This window comes from Marinomonas profundimaris (assembly GCF_000508165.1).
GTDB lineage: Bacteria > Pseudomonadota > Gammaproteobacteria > Pseudomonadales > Marinomonadaceae > Marinomonas > Marinomonas profundimaris.
This window is the reverse complement of record NZ_AYOZ01000006.1, coordinates 21,462-46,612: the sequence shown is the minus strand read 5'-3', so window position 1 is coordinate 46,612 and position 25,151 is coordinate 21,462. Positions and strand designations below refer to the sequence as shown.

The 25,151-nt window shown below is 44.9% G+C and carries 23 protein-coding genes; 9 read left to right on the top strand and 14 right to left on the bottom strand.

What is annotated here, in order from left to right; genetic code table 11:
• Window positions 1–98 precede the first annotated feature (98 nt).
• Window positions 99–1,655: a phosphoenolpyruvate carboxykinase gene (locus tag D104_RS23925; RefSeq protein WP_024023180.1), complete on the bottom strand. Its 1,557-nt coding sequence runs from the start codon at window positions 1,653–1,655 to the stop codon at window positions 99–101.
• A 507-nt stretch (window positions 1,656–2,162) separates the two neighbouring features.
• On the opposite strand from D104_RS23925, the gene gndA reads away from it, so the two are divergent.
• Window positions 2,163–3,686, top strand: a complete 1,524-nt coding sequence (gndA, locus tag D104_RS23920) for an NADP-dependent phosphogluconate dehydrogenase (protein WP_024023179.1) — start codon at window positions 2,163–2,165, stop codon at window positions 3,684–3,686.
• 126 nt (window positions 3,687–3,812) lie between these two features.
• Here gndA and D104_RS23915 read toward each other — a convergent pair whose 3' ends face one another.
• Window positions 3,813–4,535, bottom strand: a complete 723-nt coding sequence (locus D104_RS23915; protein WP_024023178.1) for an RNA methyltransferase — start codon at window positions 4,533–4,535, stop codon at window positions 3,813–3,815.
• Window positions 4,536–4,847: 312 nt separating this feature from the next.
• Here D104_RS23915 and D104_RS23910 point away from each other — a divergent pair, with 312 nt between their 5' ends.
• Window positions 4,848–5,636 carry an inositol monophosphatase family protein gene (locus D104_RS23910; RefSeq protein ID WP_024023177.1) on the top strand — a complete coding sequence of 263 codons (789 nt, stop codon included), beginning with the start codon at window positions 4,848–4,850 and terminating at the stop codon, window positions 5,634–5,636.
• Window positions 5,637–5,754: 118 nt separating this feature from the next.
• On the opposite strand, the gene D104_RS23905 is transcribed toward D104_RS23910, so the two are convergent.
• The 5 genes from D104_RS23905 to D104_RS23885 all read right to left on the bottom strand — a co-directional run bounded on the left by D104_RS23905 (window position 5,755) and on the right by D104_RS23885 (window position 10,057).
• Window positions 5,755–6,795, bottom strand: a complete 1,041-nt coding sequence (locus tag D104_RS23905) for a Gfo/Idh/MocA family protein (protein ID WP_024023176.1) — start codon at window positions 6,793–6,795, stop codon at window positions 5,755–5,757.
• A gap of 102 nt (window positions 6,796–6,897) precedes the next feature.
• The gene (locus tag D104_RS23900) at window positions 6,898–7,569 is read right to left on the bottom strand and encodes a YceH family protein (protein ID WP_024023175.1); all 672 of its coding nucleotides are present in this window, start codon (window positions 7,567–7,569) and stop codon (window positions 6,898–6,900) included.
• A 33-nt stretch (window positions 7,570–7,602) separates the two neighbouring features.
• Entirely contained in the window at window positions 7,603–8,391 is a 789-nt protein-coding gene (locus tag D104_RS23895; RefSeq protein ID WP_024023174.1) for a sterol desaturase family protein, read from the bottom strand.
• Between the two features lie 44 nt (window positions 8,392–8,435).
• Window positions 8,436–8,828, bottom strand: a complete 393-nt coding sequence (locus D104_RS23890; protein WP_024023173.1) for a DUF1801 domain-containing protein — start codon at window positions 8,826–8,828, stop codon at window positions 8,436–8,438.
• A 74-nt stretch (window positions 8,829–8,902) separates the two neighbouring features.
• Window positions 8,903–10,057, bottom strand: coding sequence for a MalY/PatB family protein (locus D104_RS23885; RefSeq protein ID WP_024023172.1), 1,155 nt, complete (start codon window positions 10,055–10,057; stop codon window positions 8,903–8,905).
• Window positions 10,058–10,401: 344 nt separating this feature from the next.
• On the opposite strand from D104_RS23885, the gene betI reads away from it, so the two are divergent.
• The 4 genes from betI (at window position 10,402) to choV (ending at window position 14,193) form a co-directional block, all read left to right on the top strand.
• A complete protein-coding gene (betI, locus tag D104_RS23880; protein WP_235075893.1) occupies window positions 10,402–10,992 on the top strand; it encodes a transcriptional regulator BetI in 591 nt (196 codons plus the stop codon).
• A gap of 144 nt (window positions 10,993–11,136) precedes the next feature.
• Entirely contained in the window at window positions 11,137–12,072 is a 936-nt protein-coding gene (locus tag D104_RS23875) for a choline ABC transporter substrate-binding protein (protein ID WP_024023170.1), read from the top strand.
• 81 nt (window positions 12,073–12,153) lie between these two features.
• Complete coding sequence (gene choW, locus D104_RS23870) at window positions 12,154–12,999, top strand: choline ABC transporter permease subunit (RefSeq protein WP_024023169.1); 846 nt, start codon at window positions 12,154–12,156, stop codon at window positions 12,997–12,999.
• Between the two features lie 3 nt (window positions 13,000–13,002).
• On the top strand, window positions 13,003–14,193 hold the full coding sequence (choV, locus tag D104_RS23865; protein WP_024023168.1) for a choline ABC transporter ATP-binding protein: 1,191 nt from the start codon (window positions 13,003–13,005) through the stop codon (window positions 14,191–14,193).
• A 166-nt stretch (window positions 14,194–14,359) separates the two neighbouring features.
• On the opposite strand, the gene D104_RS23860 is transcribed toward choV, so the two are convergent.
• Window positions 14,360–15,070: a glutamine amidotransferase-related protein gene (locus tag D104_RS23860; RefSeq protein ID WP_024023167.1), complete on the bottom strand. Its 711-nt coding sequence runs from the start codon at window positions 15,068–15,070 to the stop codon at window positions 14,360–14,362.
• Between the two features lie 273 nt (window positions 15,071–15,343).
• On the opposite strand from D104_RS23860, the gene D104_RS23855 reads away from it, so the two are divergent.
• The gene (locus D104_RS23855) at window positions 15,344–16,627 is read left to right on the top strand and encodes an MFS transporter (protein WP_024023166.1); all 1,284 of its coding nucleotides are present in this window, start codon (window positions 15,344–15,346) and stop codon (window positions 16,625–16,627) included.
• 39 nt (window positions 16,628–16,666) lie between these two features.
• Here the strand turns inward: D104_RS23855 and D104_RS23850 are convergent, their stop codons facing one another.
• Window positions 16,667–17,275 carry a LysE/ArgO family amino acid transporter gene (locus D104_RS23850; RefSeq protein WP_024023165.1) on the bottom strand — a complete coding sequence of 203 codons (609 nt, stop codon included), beginning with the start codon at window positions 17,273–17,275 and terminating at the stop codon, window positions 16,667–16,669.
• A 148-nt stretch (window positions 17,276–17,423) separates the two neighbouring features.
• Between D104_RS23850 and D104_RS23845 the strand changes: the two genes are divergently transcribed.
• The gene (locus D104_RS23845; protein WP_024023164.1) at window positions 17,424–18,302 is read left to right on the top strand and encodes an ArgP/LysG family DNA-binding transcriptional regulator; all 879 of its coding nucleotides are present in this window, start codon (window positions 17,424–17,426) and stop codon (window positions 18,300–18,302) included.
• A gap of 79 nt (window positions 18,303–18,381) precedes the next feature.
• Entirely contained in the window at window positions 18,382–19,227 is an 846-nt protein-coding gene (gene galU / locus D104_RS23840) for a UTP--glucose-1-phosphate uridylyltransferase GalU (protein ID WP_024023163.1), read from the top strand.
• Between the two features lie 96 nt (window positions 19,228–19,323).
• Here the strand turns inward: galU and yjfF are convergent, their stop codons facing one another.
• From yjfF to D104_RS23815, 5 genes are all read right to left on the bottom strand, one after another.
• A complete protein-coding gene (gene yjfF / locus D104_RS23835) occupies window positions 19,324–20,292 on the bottom strand; it encodes a galactofuranose ABC transporter, permease protein YjfF (protein WP_024023162.1) in 969 nt (322 codons plus the stop codon).
• Window positions 20,289–21,317, bottom strand: coding sequence for an ABC transporter permease (locus tag D104_RS23830; protein WP_024023161.1), 1,029 nt, complete (start codon window positions 21,315–21,317; stop codon window positions 20,289–20,291). Before D104_RS23830 ends, yjfF begins: the two co-directional genes overlap by 4 nt.
• A gap of 77 nt (window positions 21,318–21,394) precedes the next feature.
• Window positions 21,395–22,918: a sugar ABC transporter ATP-binding protein gene (locus D104_RS23825; RefSeq protein ID WP_024023160.1), complete on the bottom strand. Its 1,524-nt coding sequence runs from the start codon at window positions 22,916–22,918 to the stop codon at window positions 21,395–21,397.
• 75 nt (window positions 22,919–22,993) lie between these two features.
• On the bottom strand, window positions 22,994–23,980 hold the full coding sequence (locus D104_RS23820) for an ABC transporter substrate-binding protein (RefSeq protein WP_024023159.1): 987 nt from the start codon (window positions 23,978–23,980) through the stop codon (window positions 22,994–22,996).
• Window positions 23,981–24,189: 209 nt separating this feature from the next.
• Complete coding sequence (locus D104_RS23815) at window positions 24,190–25,137, bottom strand: AEC family transporter (RefSeq protein ID WP_024023158.1); 948 nt, start codon at window positions 25,135–25,137, stop codon at window positions 24,190–24,192.
• Between the last annotated feature and the right edge of the window lie 14 nt (window positions 25,138–25,151).

Below are 25,151 nucleotides of genomic sequence, written 5' to 3'. Positions count from 1 at the left end.
ACATTATTTAAGGTAGGAAGTACCAGCTTAATTCAAATGACGAAAAACAAAAAAAGCCGTGCGAATGCACGGCTTTTGTAAAACACAGTATAACAAGCTTAAAGAGAAGGGCCAGCCTTAACAATTGCGTCAGATACCGTGTCGAATTTCTTAAAGTTCGCAACAAACTGAGAAATAAGGTTTTTCGCTTGCGCTTCATAAGACGCTTGATCTGACCAAGTCTTACGAGGGTTCAACAGAACACTGTCGACACCCGGAACGCGTGTTGGCACGTCAAGGTTCACATCGGCCAAATGTTCTGTTTCTACATCGGCTAATGCGCCAGATTGAATCGCTGAAATAACCGCACGAGTCACTGGAATACTGAAGCGCTTGCCGCCTTGGCCATGCGCTCCGCCAGTCCAACCCGTATTAACAAGGTAAACTTTACTACCAAATTCTTCGATACGCTTAATCAAAAGATCCGCATACACATCCGCAGAACGAGGGAAGAAAGGCGCACCAAAACAAGTCGAGAAGGTAGATTTAATACCGGTACCCGCGCCCATTTCAGTTGACCCAACCAAAGCCGTGTAACCACTCAAAAAGTGATACGCCGCCGCTTCTTTCGTCAGGATAGAAACAGGAGGAAGAACACCCGTCAAATCGCATGTCAAAAAGATAATCGCATTTGGTTCACCAGCACGATTGCCTGCAGCACGTTTTTCAATGTGTTCGCGAGGGTAACCAGCGCGACCGTTTTGAGTCAAAGACGTATCTGCGTAATCAGCAACACGTGTTTCAGAATCCAAAACAACGTTTTCTACAATGGTACCGAACTTAATCGCATCCCAAATAATTGGCTCATTTTTCTGAGAAAGATCGATGGTTTTTGCGTAACAGCCACCTTCAATATTGAAAACTGTGTCTTTTCCCCAACCGTGCTCATCATCACCGATTAAGAAACGCTCAGGATCAGCAGACAAGGTCGTCTTACCCGTTCCTGACAAACCAAAGAATAAAGTAACATCTTCTTCTGTTCCCACGTTTGCCGCACAATGCATTGGTAATACGTCGTATGCAGGTAATAAGTAGTTCTGTACTGAGAACATGGCTTTTTTCATTTCACCGGCATAACGCATGCCCGCGATCAACACCTTGCGCTCAGCAAAATTTAAAATCACGCAGCCATCAGAGTTGGTGCCATCACGCTCAGGCTCACACACAAAGTTTGGCGCATTCAGAATCTGCCACTCACCTTTGCTTGTTGGGTTGTAAACCTCTGGACGGATAAATAAGTTACGACCAAATAACTGATGCCATGCTGTTTCCGTTCGCATAATAACTGGCAAATAATATTCATCGCCCGCACCAACATGAATATTAGACACAAACGATTCTTGGCCATTTAGATAAGCCGTAACGCGATCCCACAATGGCGCAAATTTATCTTCTGGAAATGGACGGTTAACAGGTCCCCAATGAATACTGTCTTTACTGGATGCTTCTTCCACAATGAAGCGATCCATAGGAGAACGACCTGTACGAGCACCTGTTTCAACGACGAGTGCGCCGTTATCAGCAAGAACCCCTTCGCCATTCAGTAAAGCTTTTTCAACCAACTGCGGCGTCGTTAAGTTTTTATGCATAGTAGTTACGTCTGATGCGGAATTCATGTTGCTAAATCCTCTGAACTATAAAAGGTTGTCTGGTCATTTTTATTATTATGCGAATGTTTTTCTGTGAAAACGATAGTAACAAAACAATCTAAAAAAAAATATTGTTATAACAATATGTTATTTTATTACCATTTTGAAACTTTCCAAAAAGAACTAAGTCATTGATAAAAATGAATTTTATGTGTTTTGTAAGAGGTGAAATTCATTTTTTAGCTTGCAGAGCAATGAGGAAGCGCTTTTTTTTGTAGTTTTCTTTCGTTTTGGTTGTCTTTCTACAAATTGAAGCCTATTCCAGTGACACAAAACAACAAAAAATAACCAACATAATCTTGCCTTTTTCTAAGGGAAAACCACCTAAAATGTAAGGTTTATATTAAAAAACATCAAAAAAACACAATTATTTGAGTTTTTCTTCCCTCTACTATGTCCTGAATCCTCTTTCTTCATGGTAAGATTCTTACCTCAATTCCCCCCCTAATTGCTAAAAAAGGTTGATCGATATTTATGTTAAAAACGAATCAGAATTGCAATATTGGATTTGTCGGCCTGGGCGTCATGGGTAAAAACTTGGCCTTGAATTTAGCCGACCACGGCTACCGAGTTGCAGGTTTTGATCTTGACACGCATAAAATACAAGACGTCCTCGATACAGAAGCAGCAGAACGCCCTGATACCTCAACACAAGCACGAATCATCGGCTGTTCAAGCATGGAAGAAATGCTTTCAAACTTAGTAAAGCCTCGTGTCATTGTGGTTTTGGTGCCTGCAGGCAGCCCTGTCGATGCCGTTTGCAATAGCTTAATTGACGCTGGTCTAGAAGCAGACGATATCGTTGTAGACTGTGGTAACAGCCAATGGACAGACACCATTCGACGCGAATCAGAATACAAAGAAAAGTTCAAATTCTTTGGTACGGCCGTGTCTGGCGGTGAAGTCGGCGCTCGCTTCGGGCCATCTCTTATGCCGGGTGGCGATGCCGATTCTTGGAAATACCTACAACCAATGTGGGAAGCCGTTGCAGCAAAAGTAGACAAAGATGGCAAGCCTATAGAGAGCAACACACCGGGTAAGCCAGTAACGGAAGGAGAACCTTGTACAGCGTACTTAGGGCCAAATGGCGCAGGTCATTATGTCAAAATGGTTCACAACGGTATTGAATACGCTGACATGCAACTTATTTGCGAGGCCTACCATTTACTGCGTTCTCTGCTCGGTTACGAACCAGAAGAAATTGGTAAATTGTTTGAAAAATGGAACCAAGGTGTTCTAAACAGTTACCTTGTCGAAATTTCAGCTGACATTTTACAACAATACGACCATAAAACTGGCGCGCCTTTAGTCGATATGATTCTAGACAGCGCTGGACAAAAAGGCACCGGTCGCTGGACATCCATTAGCGCGACTCAAATGGGCGTTCCAGCTGGCATTATCAGTGAATCCGTTTATGCTCGAGCACTTAGCACGCTAACTGGCGAACGAGAACTTGCAGCGAGCAAACTGGTCGCCGAAGTAGAAAGCGGTGAGATAGAAGCCGAGGTGGTTGAAAAAGCCATTGAAGAAGCGCTTTACTGCGCAAAAATCTGTGCTTACGCTCAAGGCTTCCAATTGATGCGCGCTGCCCAAAAAGAATACGACTGGACGTTAAACTTCAGTGATATTGCTAAGATCTGGCGTGGCGGCTGTATTATCCGCGCTTCTTTCTTACAAAAAATTGCGGACGCGTTTGATGAAAACCACGAACTTGAAAATCTATTGTTAAGCGATTACTTCGCGGACGCAATGGCGAGCAAACAAGCAGGTTTACGTAAAACGGTTGTTCTGGCAGCACAGTCAGGCATTCCAGCGCCGTCTATTTTCTCGGCATTAGCGTATTTTGATGGCTACCGCTCTGAAGTACTTCCCGCTAACTTGTTGCAAGCTCAGCGCGATTATTTCGGTGCCCACACGTATGAACGAGTAGATGCAGAATCAGGTCAAAAATTTCATACTTTTTGGCAAGAAGAAGGTCGTCCTGAGCGTAAAGCTTAAGACCGACGCCTAGCTCAAAAAAAACGCTGACTTATTGCTAAGTCAGCGTTTTTTTATGTCCACTTAAGCAAGCTGAATCCCATTGAAGTCATTTGCCTTTTTAGAATAACGTTTCGAGCTCAGTTGTTATTCTTTTATCTGTTTTTCCATCGAAGTAAGCATCCCTCTCAGCATACCGACCTCTTGTTGATCCAAACGTGAACGCTGGAACAATCGACGAAAACGCGTCATCACTTGCATCGGCATATTGGGATCAAGAAACTCCGTTTTCACCAATACTTTTTCAAGGTGTTCAAGCAAGTAATCAATTTGCTCTACGTTTGCCGCAGGCACATCCCATTTACTCGCCACAACCGGCGTGTCTTTCATCAACAACGACTTCATGCGCAATTCATAGGCGATAACCTGCACAGCGGCGCCTAAATTTAAGGAACTAAAGGTCTCAACCGAAGGGATATGTACATGGTAATTACAACGCTGTAATTCTTCATTGGTCAAACCTCGGTCTTCACGACCAAATACAAACGCAGTAACCAAACCTTCGTCGAACACTAAATCTGCCGCTTCCCTTGGGTCGACCAATGGCCACGGAATATTACGTTCACGCGCACTGGTACCAATCACAAGCTGACAATCTGCAAGCGCTTCTTCTAGCGTATCGACTACTACGGCATTTTCTAAAATATCCGTTGCACCAGCTGCGCGGCTTACCGCCTCATCACTGGGATACAACTTAGGGGCAACAAGATAAAGATCTGCCAACCCCATGTTTTTCATTGCTCGAGCAGCCCCACCAATATTGCCAGGATGAGATGTATTAACTAGGACAATTCTTACTTTATTTTGCATTTTATGAGCTACCAATTATTACGGTCAGACAATGCCGCGTATCTTAACAGATATTTAGAGCAATGCCTTAATTGATCAGTTTTTCACCAAAACTTCACTGGTAAAACCAACTCTATTAAGCTAGAATTCGCGCTCTTATTTAGGCGCTCTGTCTATATCGCTCTTATTTAAGGAACCCTCCTGACGTACTTTAGGAATGTTCCTAGTAAGTTTTGAACAGACAGGTCGCACGCTCTTTAACACTTTATTTGGCAACTTACCGTCTCATTGACGGTATGTGCATTTTAATGACGGAATAATTGACGGTAAATTATGCAACCTAGAATCAATATTGCACTTAAAGCAGCTCGTGCCGCTGCAGAATACATAGTTCATTCACAAGAAAAACTGCTTTTTGACAAAGAACAAGGCCAGTCCGCTGAGCAAGTTTATGAAACAGTTTGTTCTGGTGCAGAGCGCAGCATTGTTTACCATCTAGAAAAAGCCTACCCAGCTGACACGATTACTACTCGCCTTCAAGGCACAGTACAGAAAGGCGAAGAAGGCGAATGGATCATTGATGCGATCCAAGGACAGCATTTATTTTCACGCGGCCTAACAGGCAACGTCATTACCATGAGCTACCTAGTTGCCGGTAAAGTAGAGCACGCGCTTGTGTTAAACCCTCACACCAAAGACGAGTTTTACGCAAGTAAAGGCCGTGGTGCTTACCTGAACAATTCACGAATTCGCAGCAGTTCTGCTCGTACGTTAGAAAACGTTACTATTGCAGCTCAATTCCCTGCAACCGATCGCCTTATGCCTTCTCTTTCTGGCCAGTTTGCTGTACTAACAGAAATCGCAGAACAGGGCGCGCGCGCCGTTATGCAAGACTCACCAGCATTGATGCTTACTAACGTTGCTGCAGGTCGCCTTGACGCCGCTTGGGGCATTAAACTTCAAGAGTGGGAAATGCAAGCTCCGCTATTCATTGCGAAAGAAGCAGGCTGCCTATTTGCAGGGTTTGACGGCTCACCAAGCCTAGAAAAAGGCGACGTATTATGCGCTTCGCCGCGTTTATTCAAAGTGTTATTGCCAATTTTGAACAAACACCTTAACTAAGTGCTTGCTCAATACTGAGTGCCTAAGGCGCTCGGATTCAGCGCAATGACAGCAAATAAAAAAGCCACTTTCACGCCGAAAGTGGCTTTTTTTATGGTCCGCTATTTACCCGTAATTATTAATGCTTATGGTGGCTGTGTTCATGATGATGGTGATGTACTTCTTCTTCATCGTGATGGTGTTCACCTGGATAAGATAATCCGATGTCGTGGCGTATTTCATCTAATGTTGCAATCAATTCAAGACTGTTTTGCCAACTGTGATTGGGGCTTTGAATAAGACCTTCTTCAAGGCAGCGGTTCACTTCATCTGCTTCAAATTGATAACCGTTACCAGGAAAATCAAATTCGACCGCCCTCTCGGCACCATCTGAACCAACAACACGGCAAGATTTTGCTTTAAACCATTCAGAGTCGATTTCAATGTACCCTTTAGAACCAGATAAAATCGCTCGATTGGGGTTGCACGAAATCAACGATGCATCCAATGACGCCAACTGACCACTTTCCCAACCCAATAGAATTTGCTCAAAAAGATCGACTTCAGTATCACCAATGACCGCTTGGTTTTGCACAAAATCCGGTTTACCAAAAAACAACTGCGCTAAGAAAACAGGGTAAATACCAATATCGAGTAATGCCCCACCACCAAGTTCAACGTTCATCAAACGATGATTAGGGTCCGTCGGAGCAAGGAAGTTAAAACTCGCTTGAATACTATTCAAATCACCAATTTCACCTTCTTCAACCCATTCAATCACTTGTTCTATAACAGGGTTAAAGCGTGTCCACATGGCCTCCATAACAAATACATTGTGCTCCAAGGCAAGATCATAAAGCGCTTTGGATTGAGTTTCATTTATGGTGAATGGCTTTTCACACAATACGGCTTTACCCGCTAAAATACAGGCTTTCGCCAAATCATAATGATACACATGCGGCGTCGCGATATAGATCACATCCACTTCATTGCTATTGATGAGTGAAAAATAGTCAACAAACGCCAATTCAATATCAAACTCAGCGGAAAACGTATCTGCTGTCGCTTTATCGCGGGAAGCAACCGCACGAAGTTCACCCGCTTTGACATGACAGAAATCGCGAGCAAATGAATGCGCAATTTGACCTGTACCAATAATACCCCAGCGTACCTTCTTCATAGGATTCTCCCCATAGACATAATCAAAAGCGATAGCGCCAAAATCTGTTAAAGGTTAGGTATCGGCGCTAAAAAAACGCACTAAGTTTGACGTCAAAGAAGATTATAGTCCACTAGCTTTTTCAAGCACTTGGATTTGTTCACTTAATTCAACCACACGCGCCTCTAACTCAAGTACTCGCGTCTCAAGTTGCTGGGTATACGCATCGCTAGACTTAGTAGAGGAAGCAGGTTCATTCCAATAAGAATCGGGCCGTTCTGACTCTGAACAAAAACATTCCTGATAACGCTGCTCTCGCTTACCCGGTTCTCGCGGTAGCTGGCACACATAAGGGCCACCCGTTTTGTCGTGCAAGGATTGAAGAGCCAATTCCACCTCATCGCGAGATTGAAAACTGTGTAAACGACCACTGCGAGAACGTAATTCACCCGGTGTTTGAGCGCCACGGACAAACATCAGACAGACGATTGCCGTTTCTGCTGGCGATAACTGTAAGTCAGAAAACTCCGTATTACAGAACCTGTGTTGGTATTTGCTTACTCGACTGTGAGACGCATTTATTTCCGTCACCAACCCACGAGCCAATAAGGCATCTACAGCATCTTGAACCTCTAATTCGGACAACTGCGTTACAGGCTCTCGATTAGACTTTTGATTACAGGCATTCACAAGGGCATTTAAGCTGAGCGGATATTGATCTGGCGTCGTAATCTCTTTTTCCATGAGACAACCAATAACACGCATTTCAATGAAATTTACGTCGTAATAACTCATAACTTCCTCTAACGTCAGTTGATCTTTTCGTTTTTAGCGAGATTTTTTAAACGACTTAAAAGGCAATGCCAACACCGCTTTAAACGAAGCGGGTTGATACGACCGAGTTTCTGGCAAACCTATAGTTAAGTTTTCATCCCCATTCAACGCGTGGTTTCTTTTGCTTCTAAAAAGCGTGTCCCAGATACTCAGAAAAAAACCATAGTTACTGTTTGCTTCAAGGCTAACTCTTGAATGATGTATACGATGCATATCGGGCGTAACCAGTATTTTTTTCACCCAAACCTCAACCTTTTCAGGCAATCTAGCATTCGTATGATTAAACATGGCAGACGCATTTAACAAAATATCAAACGCCAAAACCGCTTCGATGGGAATACCCAACAACCAAATAGCAAAGACCTTAATGCCTAGCGACATCAAAATTTCGATGGGGTGAAAGCGTACGGCTGAACTGACATCCAGTTCAGGATCTGAATGATGAACACGATGGAAACGCCACAAAAAAGGCACACGGTGAAACAGGCGATGCTGCCAATAAATCAAGCCATCTAACACTACAATACTGAGTAGAAAGGCAACGGTAAAAGGCAGGTTTAGCGCGTTGAATAAACCAAATTCTTGGCTAAAGAAAGCCATGACGGATAAGAGCAGAGGTTGGAACAAGCGAACACACAGCGCACCAATCAACAATAAAGAGAGATTGTGGCGCCAACGCTGTTTCCATTGCAATAGTGGCGCTCTAGGCCAATACCACTGCCACATTACCAAAGCGCCAAATACTAGAAGAAACACACTGATACGAACGGTGAAATCTATCATTTAGCCCACAGCCTAGGAGAACCTCAAAAAGAAAAGCCACTAGACTATTGAATAAGCGCTAGAGACTCTCGGTGTTTCAGTAAAAAGTGGACTTTTATTTGGCCAAAGAGTTCCGCAAGTACATTGATATTAATGTCATCTAATCGATGAATAATAAGACAATCATCACCAAATTGGACATGAGGCAAACGACTCGCAAACGGATAAAGCACACTTAAATCAGAAAAGTACACACACAAATGGTCAGATCGCGCGGCAACGCCATACAACCAACTGGCATTTTGCTGAAAATATGGAATGCCTAAATTACTGACCAACTCAGCCTCTGGTGCGATTAATTCCATCATTTCAATCACTTCCAACAAATCTGCTCGCATCGCTGGAGCAGAGTGCTGAACATAACACTTTACAAAATCACTCGATGCTAACGTCAACATAAATACTGCTCCTGTAGGACAACTTCAACTAGAGCCCGAACATGCTGACTTGAGCGATTAAAGAGTTAAATAAATCACATTAAATGATGTTTTATTAAGGCTTCTTCGATACGGGTCAACGCTTGGTCGAGAATGGATTGGGGACAACCGAAGTTTAGGCGAACATAGTTAGGATTGCCAAAATCTTTACCATTAGATACACCCACCCCTGCATCTAGAAAGAATTGAAAAGGATCCTCTATTTCCAAAGCAGAGACATCAATCCAAGCCAGATACGTCGCCTCTAGATTTGCCATTTTAAGTGGCGTTTTTGCAATTCTGTCGACAATAAGATCTCGATTACCTTTTAAGTACACTAATAATGCACGATGCCATGTCTGACCGTCCTCATAAGCCGCTGTTGCTGCGGCTAATCCGAGCATATTTGGTGACGGTATCAAACCTGCCTTTTCTTGCTTAAAAGTCTGTCGTAACGCAGTGTTTTCAATCACTGCAAACGCATAACCCAAGCCCGCTATATTGAAGGTTTTACTCGGTGCCATTAAGGTAATGGTACGATCCGCTGCATCTTGGTTCAAACTCGCAAATGGCACGTGTGGCAAATCATCCAAAATCAAATCACAGTGAATTTCATCACTAACAACAATCAGGTCATATTGCTTGGCCAGCGCGTGAAAACGCAATAATTCTGCTTTGGTATATACTGTTCCACCTGGGTTATGTGGATTACATAAGAGCATCATCTTGCTATTTGATTGCGCGCAAGCAGCTTCAAATTGAGCCATATCAGGTAACCAGCGACCATCCTGAATAACCATATCCACACCAATTAATTCTCGGCCTGATACTAATGGCGCTTTGGTTAAATGGTAATACACAGGCCCAGGAACAACGATACCCTCTCCTTCTTTAGAGAAAACCCTAACGCTTAAATGCAAAGCACAAACAAGCCCCGGAAGATGCACCAAATCGGCGGCTGAAACCGTCCAACCATAGCATTTTATAAGATGCGCTCGGATTGCTTCAATCAAGGCTTTAGGCGTGTGTGTGTAACCGTATACGCCATCATCAACTCGTTGATTTAAAGCACTTTTAATACAGCCTGGCGAATCAAAATCCATGTCTGCAACCCACATAGGAATCACGGATTCAGGGTATTTAGACCACTTATCACTGCTCATATTCGATCTGTCTATTAGGGTATCAAACACGGAAGAAGACACATCCATTTCACTACTCTCCAATCAATAATTTGACTTTATAATTAACACAATCACCACAGATAACTCCAGCCATAATAGCGCCAAGACAAGCAAAAAGCCTTCCTACCCCTAAGACCAAAAACCTTCTTTACTAGGAGTAAATCCGCAGCAAAATCCTTATTTCTTATCTTAAACCGACACAATAGCTCCTGAAAAAGACCAAAAAAACTTTAAACTCGTGTTTTTCACTTAAAAATCAAACACTTAAATTAGTTAGAGAACTAAGTTTTTGAATTGTCAAGGGTTGACCTAAATTGCACAATCAGCCTAATATAGTTTTCATTAAACGACTGTTTAATAAAAAAGGATCCATGATGCCAAAAGTTGGAATGCCTGAAATACGAAAACCTCAGCTCATCGAAGCAGCAATAAAAGCCATAGATAAATACGGTTTTGCGGGGACAACAGTCAGTGTTATTGGGAAAAAGGCCGGCGTTTCTCCAGCCATCATTAACCACTATTTTGGCGGCAAAGATGGCTTATACGAAGCCACGATGAAAAGCCTAATCCGTGAGTTTTTTGACATATTATCCAAAGAAGTCATAAAAACGAAAAACAAATCAGCTAAACATAAAGTGATGGCCATTGTAAAAGCCAGTTTTAGCCAGTCCCAAACACACCCTCAAGTCATTAAGGCTTGGATGGGATTTTGGGCCTCAGCCATGCACACACCATCTTTATACCGACTACAAAACGTCTATTCGAAGCGACTAAAAACAGCGCTCGTGTGTGTGCTGAAAGAAGATTTTGAAATCACAAAGGCTCGTAGCACTGCTTTTACCGTTGCAGCATTGATTGACGGAATGTGGTTACGGGGCTCATTAGCTGGCGGTATTAATAAGAAAGAAGCCGCACAGCTAATACAAGATTATTTGGATTTGGTGTTTCAAGATCGCACCTAAACACCACCATTTAGGATTAATGTCATATATTTACTGCAGCGATCATATTGCGCTGCGCTATGTTTTTGGAATTCACATCCAGTGTTGATACTAAACACTGAATTCGCTCATTGATTTTGAGTTCAATAGAAAGAGGGTAAGGATATGTTAAATAAAGCAAAGAAGACCGCTCTAGTGGTCGGTTTAGCAAGTGTTTCTGGTTTAACTATGGCAGCAGAATGTTCAACAGTACGTTTTTCTGACGTAGGTTGGACTGATATTACGGCGACAACGGCTGTCGTTAGTGAAATCAGCGAAGGTCTAGGCTATAAAACAAAAACACAACTACTATCGGTTCCTGTTACTTACACTTCGCTAGCCAATGGCGACATCGATGTTTTTCTAGGTAACTGGATGCCAACGATGCAAGCGGATATCGAACCTTACCTAAAAGCAGGTACTGTTGAAGACCTTGGTCCAAACCTAATCGGTGCGAAGTACACGCTTGCCGTTAGCCAAGCCGCTTACGACGCTGGTGTGACAGATTTTGCTGACATCGCAAAGCACCGTAAAGAGTTTTCTGGCCGCATTTACGGCATTGAGCCAGGCAACGATGGTAACCGCATCATTCAAGACATGATTGACTCAAACGCATTCGACCTTGGCAACTTCCAATTGGTTGAATCAAGCGAAGCTGGCATGTTGTCACAAGTGAGCCGTAATGCTCGCCGTGATAAATGGATTGCCTTCCTTGGTTGGGCTCCACACCCAATGAACGCGAACTTTAAAATGGAATACCTATCTGGCGGAGATGATTTCTTCGGCCCAGACTTTGGTGGCGCCAACGTTCACACAAACATCCGTAAAGGTTACGTTCAAGAATGTCCGAATGTTGGCAAACTCTTGACCAACCTAACGTTTTCTCTGCCTATGGAAAACGAAATCATGGGCGCGATTCTTGACGACGGTAAAAAGCCTAACCTTGCTGCAAAAGCATGGTTGAAAGCGAACCCAGCCGTTCTTGATGCGTGGCTAGATGGCGTTACCACTAAATCAGGTGGAAACGGCCTTAGCGCAGTGAAATCGCACCTAGGTCTGTAATTAGTAATCTGCAATACCATCACGCCCTAGGCGGCTCATTTCGCTTAGGGCGTATCATCGAATTATCGGGAGAACACACATATGAATTGGCTGACGGATAATAAAATTCCTCTTGGCGCTTGGATGGAAAACTTTGTCGACTGGCTGGTTACTGCGGCTTCCGGATTTTTTGATCTAGTCTCCATTACCTTAGAAACCATGATTATTACCATGGTTGACGCAATTGATGCCCTTCACCCTTTTGCGGTTATCGCCATTATTTTAGTCGGCGTTTGGTTCCTCCATCGTAGCCTTGGCTTGCTCGTCTTTATTACAGCGGCTTTATTACTAATTATTAATATGGGTTATTGGGTTGAAACCATCCAGACCTTAGTGCTTGTTGTCTCAGCGACCGCGATCAGCGTATTGATTGGCGTACCGATTGGTATTGCCGCCGCTCACCGACCTTGGCTGTACACTATATTGCGTCCTATTTTGGATTTGATGCAGACCATTCCAACGTTTGTGTATCTCATCCCTACTCTCATTTTATTCGGTTTAGGCTACGTGCCAGGCCTAATCTCTACCATCATTTTTGCCATTGCGGCCCCAATACGTTTGACCTACTTGGGCGTCAGCAAAGTACCGAGCGAATTAATTGAAGCCGGTCTAGCATTTGGTTGTACAAAATCTAAATTATTGTACAAAGTTGAACTTCCAGCCGCGATGCCAAACATCATGGCTGGCGTAACTCAATGTATCATGCTGTCATTATCCATGGTGGTTATCGCCGCATTGGTTGGTGCTGACGGCTTAGGAAAACCGGTTGTCAGAGCATTGAACACAGTGAACATTTCCCAAGGGTTTGAAGCCGGTATCGCCATTGTATTGGTCGCGATCATGCTGGACCGTATTTGCAAATCACCATCCGCGAAGAAAGAGGGGTAATTTATGGCTGTTGTAACAATTGAAAACGTTGACATTGTCTTTGGTGACAATTTGGCGCAAACGCTCCCTCTTATGGACAAAGGCCATACTCGTGATGACATCATCGGCATGACTGGTGACGTTGTTGGCGTTCAGAATGCCAACATCGAAGTCAACGAAGGTGAGATTTGTGTATTAATGGGCTTATCGGGATCAGGTAAATCCACCTTACTGCGCGCCATTAATGGTTTGAACAAAATTGCTCGTGGTCGTTGTCTTGTTAGAGACGGTGACACCATGGTGGACATCGCGGAATGCGACGAAACCAAACTGCGCCACATGCGAACACACCGTGTATCCATGGTATTTCAAAGCTTCGCATTGATGCCTTGGTTAACCGTTTTGGAAAACGTGGCGTTTGGTTTAGAAATGCAAGGCATGCCAAAAACAGAACGACTGATTAAAGCACGTGAGCAATTAAAAATGGTGAGCCTAGATCAATGGGCGGATAAAAAACCAGATGAGCTATCGGGCGGTATGCGTCAGCGTGTTGGCTTGGCCCGCGCTTTTGCCATGGACACCGATGTGTTGCTAATGGATGAACCTTTCTCGGCACTTGATCCGCTGATTCGCTCTCAATTGCAAGACGAACTCATTGAATTACAGAAGCGCCTTAACAAAACCATCATTTTTGTAAGCCATGATTTGGATGAAGCGCTGAAAATCGGCACTAAAATCGCCATCATGGAATCGGCCAAAATCATTCAGGAAGACGCTCCTGAGCAGATCGTGCTAAACCCTGCTACTGAATACGTTGAGAAGTTTGTTGCACACACCAACCCTCTGAACGTCTTACGTGGCAACTCTTTAATGACTCACATCAAAGAATTGGCGAGCACAGACGATAAAGTCGTCATTGATGACAGTACGTGGCTTGAAATAAAAGAAGGAAAACTGATCTCCGTACAAGGAGCACAAGGCGAGTTGCCTGTCGTACGTTGGACATCAGACACTGTCATTGAAGACGTCGCGGAAAACACCGTCTTTATTGCGCCATCGTCTATTGCCATGCGCGATGCGGTAGAAATTCGTTACCACTCCAACCACGTAATCGTGCTGGAGAAAAACGAACAATGCGTCGGAATCCTAACCGACCACAACTTCTACCATGCCTTGTTAGGCAAGCACTTCGGTCGAGACACTGAAGCCGCTTAATCTGCGTTATGCAATGATCCAGAAAATAGTAAAAAGGCGAACCCCTTAGGATTCGCCTTTTTTATTACGCCTTTAGGCAACACATTAAGCGGAGAGTGGGTTACTCGAATCAAGCCCGCTTATATTCAAACTCAATTTTATCAACGTTTTTTTTAAGCCATTTACTTCAGGCTTTTTGTTTCAAGAAAGTGGCAATGCCATTCATCAGCTGAGAAGAATGAATGTCTTTCTCTTTTAAGGATTCACGGGCCGTTTTGGCCTGTTGCTCTGTTAATTGTTGTCCATCGTACAAATCAATCAAGGCGGTTTCATAAACTTTTGAAAATTCAGGATGGCCCTGATACGTCAAAATATGATTTTCATACTGTAAGCCTGCATTTTCACAAAAATCCGAGCGTAAAATCACACGTGCGCGCGCTGGCTTCTCCACCACTTGATCCTGATGAAAAGCACACAAGGTAATTTCTTGGGCATTCGCCAACAAAAGCAAAGCGTCACAGACGTTGTAATGATGCGCACCAACGCCCCAACCGCCTTCAAACTTCTCAACTCGGCCACCTAATGCGCGCGCAATCACTTGATGACCAAAACAGATGCCCACAAGCGGCTGTTTTAATTGGTCAATGTCTTTAATTAAATCGCATAACCGTAAGATCCACGGTTCATCGGAATAAGCGTCCGCTTTCGAGCCTGTAATCAACCAAGCATCGCAATCTTGCGCTTGGTCTGGAAATTCGTCCAATCGCACATCATATGTTTCAAAGGTAAACTGCTTATCAAACGCGACCAACTGTTCAGCAAACATATTTGCGTAAGTTGGATACTCAGACAGCAGCACATCAGGCGTGATGCCCGCTGCTAAAATACCTATTTTCATTCATGCATCCTTAAGACGTTTTTCAACCATAATGTAAACAACAAACGTGATAATTTCACACTTTTATAGGGTCTGTATAGAGGTGTAAAGTCACGCTGAAAAACGTATTTTTATCGACGTGTTTTTAAGTCTTTATTAGTGATTGCATTCACAAATTCAATCGGTATAGTCTGCCGAAATAATGAACAGCCTAAACCATTAGAGATTTCATCTTTTATCAGATAACCTCGTTTATATGACATCGGTCGCCCACAAGCGCAAAAAGGACATTGAATGTTAAAGCAAACCCTATTTCCTATCTGGAGTCTGCTCTTTGGTATTGCCATTTTAACCATGGCCAGTGCTTTGCAAAGCTCGTTGATCGGTATTCGTGCCTCGCTTGAAGCATTTAATACCACGGCAACGGGTTTAATCATGTCCGCCTATTACCTCGGCTTTATTATTGGTTCCCTCTTGGTGCCAAACTGGGTCAAGAATGTGGGTCATATTCGAGTCTTCGCGGCGGTGGCGTCGCTGGCGTCCATCACTATTTTGATGCAATCCGTTGTGGTGAACCCATGGTTTTGGATGTTGATGCGGATGGGCACCGGCTTGTGTTACGCCGGTCTGTTTATTGTGACCGAAAGTTGGTTAAACGACATCGCGACCAATAAAACCCGCGGCCGTTTGTTTTCTATTTATATCATTGAAATTTGGGCCAGTCAGACGCTTGGTCAGTTCTTACTGAACCTCTCGCCTCCGAGTGGTTACGGTTTGTTTATTTTGACGTCTGTCTTGATCTCGTTGGCCTTGGTGCCTTTGCTGTTAGTGCGCACGCCTTCGCCGACGATCAACGTACCTGAAAAACTCAACATTCTTGGTTTGATAAAAACCGCACCGCTTGGTGTCACGGGGGTCACCATCGCAGGCGCCACGTCGGGCGCCTTACTCGGCCTTGGGGCGCTTTACGCCCAAAGCATCGGAATGAACATCGCCGAAATTTCCCTCTTTATTGGTGCCAGTTATGTGGGAGGCATGTTACTACAATGGCCAATAGGGAAACTGTCTGATCGACAAGATCGCCGAGTGACCATTCTTTGGGTGGGCATTGTTGGCGCGATAGCGGCGTTTATCGTGCCGTTAGGCAGCAGTATGCACAGCCAAATATTGATGATGATTGGGATGTTCTGTGTCGGAGCGTTCACCTTCCCGATGTATTCGTTGGCGTCATCGCATATGAATGATCAGCTGCGACCTGAGCAAATTCTCTCCGCCAGTAGCGGCATGATTTTGCTTAACGGTGTGGGCGGCATGATTGGTCCGCTTGTCGCCGCTGCGCTAATGGATACAATCCGCATCGAAGCCTTATTCTGGTTTGTGGCGTCCCTTAATGCGAGTGTGGCCTTGGTGGCATTGTACCGAATCAACTACCAACCAGCGATGATCATCGAAGACCAAGGCGATCAGATCCCTGTCGCATTGACGGTGTCTTCCGTGGCCACCGCCGAAATGCTTGTCGAGGCCGACTCTTCTACCACGGTGGAAGAGAGTCCGCATGAAGTAGAAATCAAACTCTAGCTTGCAAACCTCAATAATGACAACACAACCCTTATTTCATTAGGACAAGGGTTGTGTTGCAATTTTCAGCGCGATACTCCAAATCAGAATCGCATTAATACGATTAAACCAACGCCAAAACACAGCTTTTTCTAACCATTTCGCGCACAACTTTCCAACCAACGCCAGTGTCAAAAACCACACCACAGACGCCGTTATGCCACCAAATACAAACGCCCATTTTTCGCCTTGCCATTGGTTTGCCAAACTGCCCATTAAAATCATGGTGTCCAGATAAAAATGTGGGTTCAGCCACGTCACAGCGAACCCCATCATAAACAGTGGCCAGATAGCGAGTCGCTTACTGAATTGCGCCAGAATCAAATGCTCTTCTTGAAAAGACGCTCGCCACTTTCCGTAAGCGAACCACACCAAAAATGCCACGCCCGCCCAACGAGAAAAAGACAAAAGCCATTCATGGCTCTGTAAGATTAAGCCCAAACCAAACGCCCCCAGCGCAATCGATAATGCATCACTCACAATGAACAATAATGCGATCGGAAACGCGTAATGACGCTTCAATGCTTGCTCTAATAAAAAACTGTTCTGCGCGCCAACCGCAACGATTAAACCGCCGCCTGTGATCACACCACTCATAAATGCCAACATACCTTGTCTCTACTCTGTCTTTTAAATAGAGCTTGATCTTACGGAAACCAGGCTATAAATTAAAATTAATAAAACTAAAATTACATTAGAAAAAATTATATATGAGTTTTTTTAAACAACGCCACGAACACAGTAATCGTAAATTCTTATGATGGATTATAAAGCGCTCAGCAGCTTACACGCCGTATTGAAGTTTCAAAGCTTCGACAAAGCCGCGCAATATTTAAACCTCACTCAATCGGCCGTGTCACAAAATATTAAACGTCTCGAGCAAGAATGCGGACAACCGTTATTAATTCGTGCAAGACCCGTTGTAGCCACAGCGTTAGGCGAACAATTACTGGCGCATTTCAACAAGGTAACGATGCTAGAAGAAGGCCTAAGAGAATCCATCGAAGGGAATCAGGCACACCAACCCATCAGTATCGCCGTTAATAACGACTCATTGGCCACTTGGTTCACGCAAGTCGTCAGCGATTTTTCGTCATTGGATGACACCAAGCTTCACATTAAAGCCGCCGATCAAAACCAAACTCGAGCCTTATTGCAAACAGGGCAAGTCGTTGCATGCCTGAGTCAAATAGGCACACCTGTCGCGGGAGGCGATTCCATATTTTTGGGTTATATGAATTATGAGCTAGTGGCGACACCACGTTTTATCGAAGACTATTTGAAGGGAGATCTAAGTACAGAATCCATCCTACAGTCACCGGCTTTGATTTATGACGAACATGACGAACTTTGGCCTCGTTACCAAAATGAATGCTTGGAAACGAGTGCTAATTTTAATAACAGCCACTGGTATCCTTCTTCTCACGGCTTTGTTGAACTGGTAATGGGTGGCACAGTCTGTGCTTTGGTTCCTAGTGTTCAAATTAAAGAGAAAATAAAAAGTAAGAAACTGGTATCCTTGCTGCCAAACAAGCGCCTAGCCTTGCCACTTTATTGGCATTGGTACAAACTTAACTCCCCTGTATTGGACCGGTTAACGAAGGTGATAATAACTGTCACACGAGATGTTTTATAATAGAATCATCTCCAGAAAAAGGCTGACTACGTCATATGTTTGGACAGCCATTTAACAACGCCATTTTTAAGGAAAAATTATGATTCGCAAATGTCTATTCCCCGTTGCTGGTTATGGCACACGTTTTTTACCTGCTACTAAATCCATGCCTAAAGAAATGCTTCCTATTGTAAACAAGCCTTTGGTTCAATACGGCGTAGAAGAGGCGGAAGCGGCTGGCCTAAACAACGTAACCTTCGTAACAGGACGCGGGAAACGTGCCATAGCGGACCATTTCGACATCAGCTATGAACTAGAACATCAAATTTCCGGCACCAGCAAAGAAAAATACCTAGACGGAATCCGTCACCTCATCGACAACGTCAACTTTTCTTTTACACGTCAAAACAACATGTTAGGCCTAGGACACGCCATCCTTACCGGCGAGCCCTTGATCGGCGACGAAGCGTTCGGCGTCGTGCTTGCGGATGACCTGTGTTTTGGCGAAAGTGACGATGAAGACGGCGTTATGGCGCAAATGGTAAAACTCTACAACCAATTCCGTTGCACTATTGTTGCCATTGAAGAAGTGCCTGAAGACGAAGTGCACAAGTACGGCGTCATAAAAGGCGAATCCATGATGGACGGCCTTTACCGTGTCACCGACATGGTCGAAAAACCCTCAAAAGAAGAAGCACCGTCGAACCTTGCCATTATCGGACGATACATATTAACCCCTGATATCTTTGATAAAATTCGCAACACACCGCCAGGTCGTAACGGCGAAGTTCAAATCACCGACGCCATTTTGCAACAAGCAAAAGAGGGCTGTGTGTTGGCGTACAAATTCAAAGGCAAACGCTTTGACTGTGGCAGCGTAGACGGCTTTGTTGAAGCCACCAACTACTGCTACCAGAATATCTACAAAGACCCAACTGAAGCGTAAACCATCGCCATCAGGTAAAACGCACCACCATAGAGCAAAAAACCAGTGCCAAAAGCACTGGTTTTTTTATGTTTGCGAATACAAAAAAAGCAATAATTAGCCCGCAGCGCGCTTTTTCACCCACACAACAATGCCTTTTTGTAGCAAGATAAAAAACAACAGCAACCCACCGACCGCCAATTTCGTCCACCAGCTGTTCAGCGAGCCATCAAAAGTGATCAACGTTTGAATGATGCCTTGAATCATCGCACCTAAAAACGTACCAAAGACATACCCCACACCACCTGTTAGCAAGGTTCCGCCTATTACCACGGCTGCAATCGCATCCAGTTCAACCCCAACCGCCGCCAAGGGATACGCCGATCCGGTATAGATCGCAAAAATCACCCCAGACATGGCACTGTAGAACCCGCTCAACGCGTAAATTTTAATAATGGTTTTTCCCACTGGCACGCCTAGTAACGCTGCTGAATGACTGTCTCCACCCAAGGCGTACACACTCATGCCAAAACGCGTTCGACGAGCCACCAAAATGCCGATGACCAACAGCACCAGCATCGCCATGGCAATAAAGGTCAAACCTCCTCGTCCTGGCAATGGCACATAAATATCCGATAACGCCATAATAAAAGGGTGACTGATTGGCACCGCGTCCAAATTGATCAGATACGCCAATCCTCGGAACAAAAACATCCCAGCCAAGGTCACGATAAAAGCCTGTATTTCGAAAAAAGCGATGATCACGCCCATGATCGTTCCAAAAAACACGCCAACCAGCAATGCGATGCCAATGGCGAACGCAGGGTGCAATCCCATGCTAGAAATCATATACGCCATCAATACGCCGATAAACGCGATCATCGAACCGACCGACAAGTCGATGCCTCCAGACAGAATCACAAAGGTCATACCAATCGCAGTAATGATCAAAAAGGCGTTATCGGTTAATAAATTCGTAAACACTAAGGTATCGCGAAAGCCTCGGTATTCGTACACACCAAAACCATACAGCAGAATAAACACCAGCAAGGTCGCCAATATCGGCAAATTACGTTCATTAATCATGGTGTTGTACTCCCTTTCTTATCACCTTCTTTTTTAGGAAACAAACCCGATAACCATTGCCGAGTTTTAGGCGATTGGATCAGTAAAACCGCCAGTATAATGGTTGCTTTCACCACCAAATTGTATTGAACGGGTAAACCACTGGTGAGAATCGCCGTCGTCAGAGTCTGAATAATTAACACTCCAACCACTGTCAGCAGTAAATAAATCCGCCCACCCGCTAACGATGCCCCCGCTAACACCACAGCTAAAATGGCGTCCAACTCAAGCCATAAACCCGCGTTATTCGCATCGGCACCACGAATGTCGGCGGCAAGAATAATGCCGCTGAGCCCGGCGCAGAAGCCGGAAAAAACATACGCGGACATCACCAACAATCGTGCTTCGATACCAACTAAACGACTGGCTCGAACATTCGCCCCAACCGATTCGATAAACAGTCCCAACGCGGTTTTTCGCATCACAATAACGGTCAGTAGAATCAGTCCAATTGCGATCCAAACCCGAATTGGAAACGCCAGAAAATAGCCATTACCAATGGCATCCAATACTTCTGAATGGAACGTGACAATTTGGCCTTCGGTAATCATTTGCGCAATGCCACGGCCAGCCACCATCAAAATCAAGGTCGCAACAATCGGCTGAATATTAAACACTGACACCAAAATACCATTCCACAAACCGCATAAAGCCCCTGTGCCTAACGCGCATAAGATCACTATCCACACGGGCCAATCCGTATTCACTGTCAATACAGCGGTCACCGCACCGCAAATGGCAATCACGGCCCCGACCGACAAATCAATGCCACGTGTCGCAATCACCACCGCCATTCCCAATGCCACCAACGCCGTTGGCGTACCACGGTGCAAAATATCCACCAAACTGCCAAAGAGGTGACCATCGACAAATGTGATTTTGAGAAAGCCCGGTGTGACAGACGCGGTGACCAAAATAATCAGCACAAGCGACAATAAAGGCGCGAGCGTTTTCTGATGTTTATGTAGGAAATCATTCTTCTTCATAGGAACCGCTACTTGAATGGTTTGCTGATCAAACCACTGAGATTAAAAGAGTGTAAGTGCATGCTTACCCATAAAAATCAGCTCGCAATCGTACGTAAAATCGCTTGCTCAGAGATGTCTTCTCCTAGAAGTTCCGACACTTTATGATGGTCTTTCATAACCACCACACGATGAGCAAACATCACCAATTCTTCCAATTCAGATGACGCGACGAGCAAGCCCATGCCTTGCTCACACAGCTCTTTGATAATCTGAATAATGTCATGATGCGCTCCGATATCAATGCCTCGGGTTGGCTCATCCAAAATCAACAACGCAGGATGAGTAATCAGCCATCGAGCTAAAATGACTTTTTGCTGGTTGCCGCCACTCAACTCACCAATCGGCTTGTCCATGTCCGGTGTTTTGATGGCTAAACGTTGGATCATATCCTCAACCAAACCTTGTTGATCGGAGAGTGAAATAGGCGACCACCAGCCTCTACTCGCCTGCAACGCAAGAATCATATTTTCTCTTACGCTCAATTCCGCCACGATGCCATCTTGTTTTCGGTCTTCTGGGCAATAACCCATGCCCACTTGAATAGCGCGGCGCAAAGAAAACTTAGTGAGGGAATGCTTACCCAGCCTTATCTCGCCTTGATCTGGCTTCACCGACCCATAAGCCAATTCACAAAGCTCGGTACGACCAGAACCCAACAATCCGGCAACGCCGACAATATCTCCTGCCGCGATACTCAAATTCAATGGCTGTAAATAGCGCTGCTTGCCGACGTTGTTTAATGCTAAAAGCGCTTTTCTTTCACGCTGAATAGAATGGTCATGGGCACTTGGCGCGAGCTCTTCTAAGGATTTCCCCACCATGTGACTCACCAGATCCGAGCGCGTAAGCTCCGCCGTATTGAACGTACCGATGCACTCACCGTTTCGTAACACGGTAATGCTGTCAGTGATGCTATAAACCTGATCCAAAAAGTGCGTGACAAAAATAATGCCCATGCCTTCTGCTTTAAGGCGTCGCATCAAATCAAACAATTGCTTGATTTCATCGCTGTCCAAACTGGCCGTCGGCTCATCGAGAATCAACATTTTGGCTTGTGTACTCAAGGCCCGTGCTATCGCCACCAACTGCTGTATCGCAATCGAATAGGTATCTAGCTGGCGTAATGGATCAATGTCCAAACCCACCTGCGCCAATAATGCTTTGGCACGTATTTCAGCCTTTTTCCAACTGATCAGACCGAAGACTTTTTCTTGATGCTGCAATGTCAGGTTTTCCATCACAGACAGGGTAGGTATTAAATTCACTTCTTGATAAACCGTGCTGATGCCTAAGCGTTGCGCATGACCGCTGTCAGCCGCATTAATCGCGTTACCGTCTAGTAAAATATCTCCACCATCACGAGGGTAAACGCCGGTAAGCACTTTAATGAGAGTGGATTTTCCCGCACCATTTTCGCCAAGCAAAGCACGAATTTCGCCTGATTTAATCTGCAAAGACACACCACTAAGGGCTTGAACACCAGTAAAGGATTTGGATAGGTTATCGATTTTTAGCAAAGGACGAGTGACGACTTGCGCCCCTTCGACGAAATTTGACATGATACGATCTCCGTTCGCTTAACAGACAGAACAGCACATACCTAGGGTTCAATAAACCCCAGGTATGTCGTTCAGTTACTTGCGTTTAGCGTATTCGACCGCCGCGGTATCAGGAAGGTACAGTGGGCCATTTGCTTTGACCCACTTGTCGACTTTAGCGCCTTTTTGAGACGCTAGAATTGCGTCAAAGGCAGGGCCGCCAAGATGAGGATTCAACTCGATCGTCGCATTGGCTTCGCCATCGGCCATGGCTTTGAAGATATCAGGAACCGCATCAATGGACACCACTAAAATGTCTTTCGTTGGTCTGATACCCGCTTCTTTCATCGCCAAAATAGCGCCCAATGCCATGTCATCATTGTGAGCAAACAGCGCACAAATATTCTTCGCACCGCCTTCGGCTTTTAAGAAACTTTCCATGACTTCTTTACCGCCAGCACGAGTAAACGAGCCAGACTGAGAACGGATAATCGTCATGTTCGGAAAGTTACTAATCAAAGAGTCAAACCCTGCTTTACGATCAATCGCCGCAGACGACCCCACGGATCCTTGCAGCTCAACGATATTACAACGCCCATTGGTTTTTGCGGCCAACCACGATGCGGCCAAAGCACCCTCTTCTTTAAAATCCGATGCAATCTTCGTTAGATACAAACTGGGATCCGCAGCGACACCTCGGTCAATCAACACAACGGGGATTCGAGCGCGTTTCGCTTCTTTTAAAACTTGGTCCCAGCCGGTTTCCACCACTGGCGCCAAAAGAATGCCATCCACACCTTGAGCGATATACGAACGTACCGCCTTGATTTGATTTTCTTGCTTTTGCTGAGCATCAGAGAACTTCAGGTTGTAACCGCGACGCTCTGCTTCTGCTTTAATAGAAGCGGTTTCAGAGGTTCGCCAACCACTTTCAGAACCGATTTGCGAGAAACCTATCGTCAAATCTGCCGCCATGGCAGAGCCAGATAGAACAGGAAGTAACACAGAAAAAGTCGTCAACATCGCTTTGCGTTTGAACGCACCGAGCCACGGTAACGAAGGTCGAATTGAGAGAGTTTGCATACTAGATTCCTTTTATTTTTGTTGTGATCTGTACTGAGTGCAGTACATCAGTTGAGACTGATCACCACATACTCTGCGATCCAGAATATAGCCCACTCCCTGACCTTTCAAATGCAAGTTACAGCAAACTGCATATCAATATTGCTATGCAGTCGAGCGCTAACATGCCGTATTCGTATTGTTTTAAGACGCGTATAACATAAATTCCTTTACCCCAAATACAACTGGCTCAACCAAATACAGAGCGGCAATGTCATGACCGACAGCAAGGTTTGCATCGTAATATACGCCGCCATTCGGTCTGCATCACCGCCCAATTGACGGGCCAGCGCGTACGCCGACGTCGCCGTTGGCACCACACCAAATAACACGGCCACCAACGCTGGCAAGCCTCGAACGTCCAACCACCAGCACATCACACCAATCACTAAAGGAAAAACGATAAAACGCGCCATACTAGACATCACAAACGTCATGCCAACAGAACGAATCGCTTCCAAACGTACACTGGCTCCCACCGCCAGCAAAACCAAAGGCAACGCCGCCTGAGACAACATCCCCACCACATCCGACACCAAAATAATCGGTGTTAAACCAAGCAGGTTCAAACCACTACCAAGAAGAATCGACACAATCAAAGGATTACGAATCAATGCGCCACTGACCAAACGCGGTAACGAAACCGTAGACGAACCATCCGCAGAAGACGGCCCATGCATCAGCACCATAGACACCACCAAAAACACATTCACAGCAGGAATCAGTACCGACGCCCCCAACGCGGCTAACACCAAGCCATCATTGCCGTACACACTGCCAGCCAACGCCAACACAATAAAAGTATTAAAGCGCACACCAGCCTGCAACATCGACGATGCCGTTGGTGCCGCCACCTTCATCAACCAAGTGGTGAGAAACACAAACAGTGCGGTCACCAATAAAGCAAACAACAAAATAAAAGCGTATTTCGGCAACATTGGGTTCGTAAAATCAATTTGCGACGTTTTGTTAAACAGCAATGCAGGAAACAAAACCCAATACGATAACTTATCGACACCAGACCAAAAGCCTTCCATCGGAAAGCGCCAACGCTGACAAACCGCGCCCGCGACCAAAAGTAAAAAAACAGGCAACACAGAAAGAGAGAGAGAAAACACAAACACCCCTTACA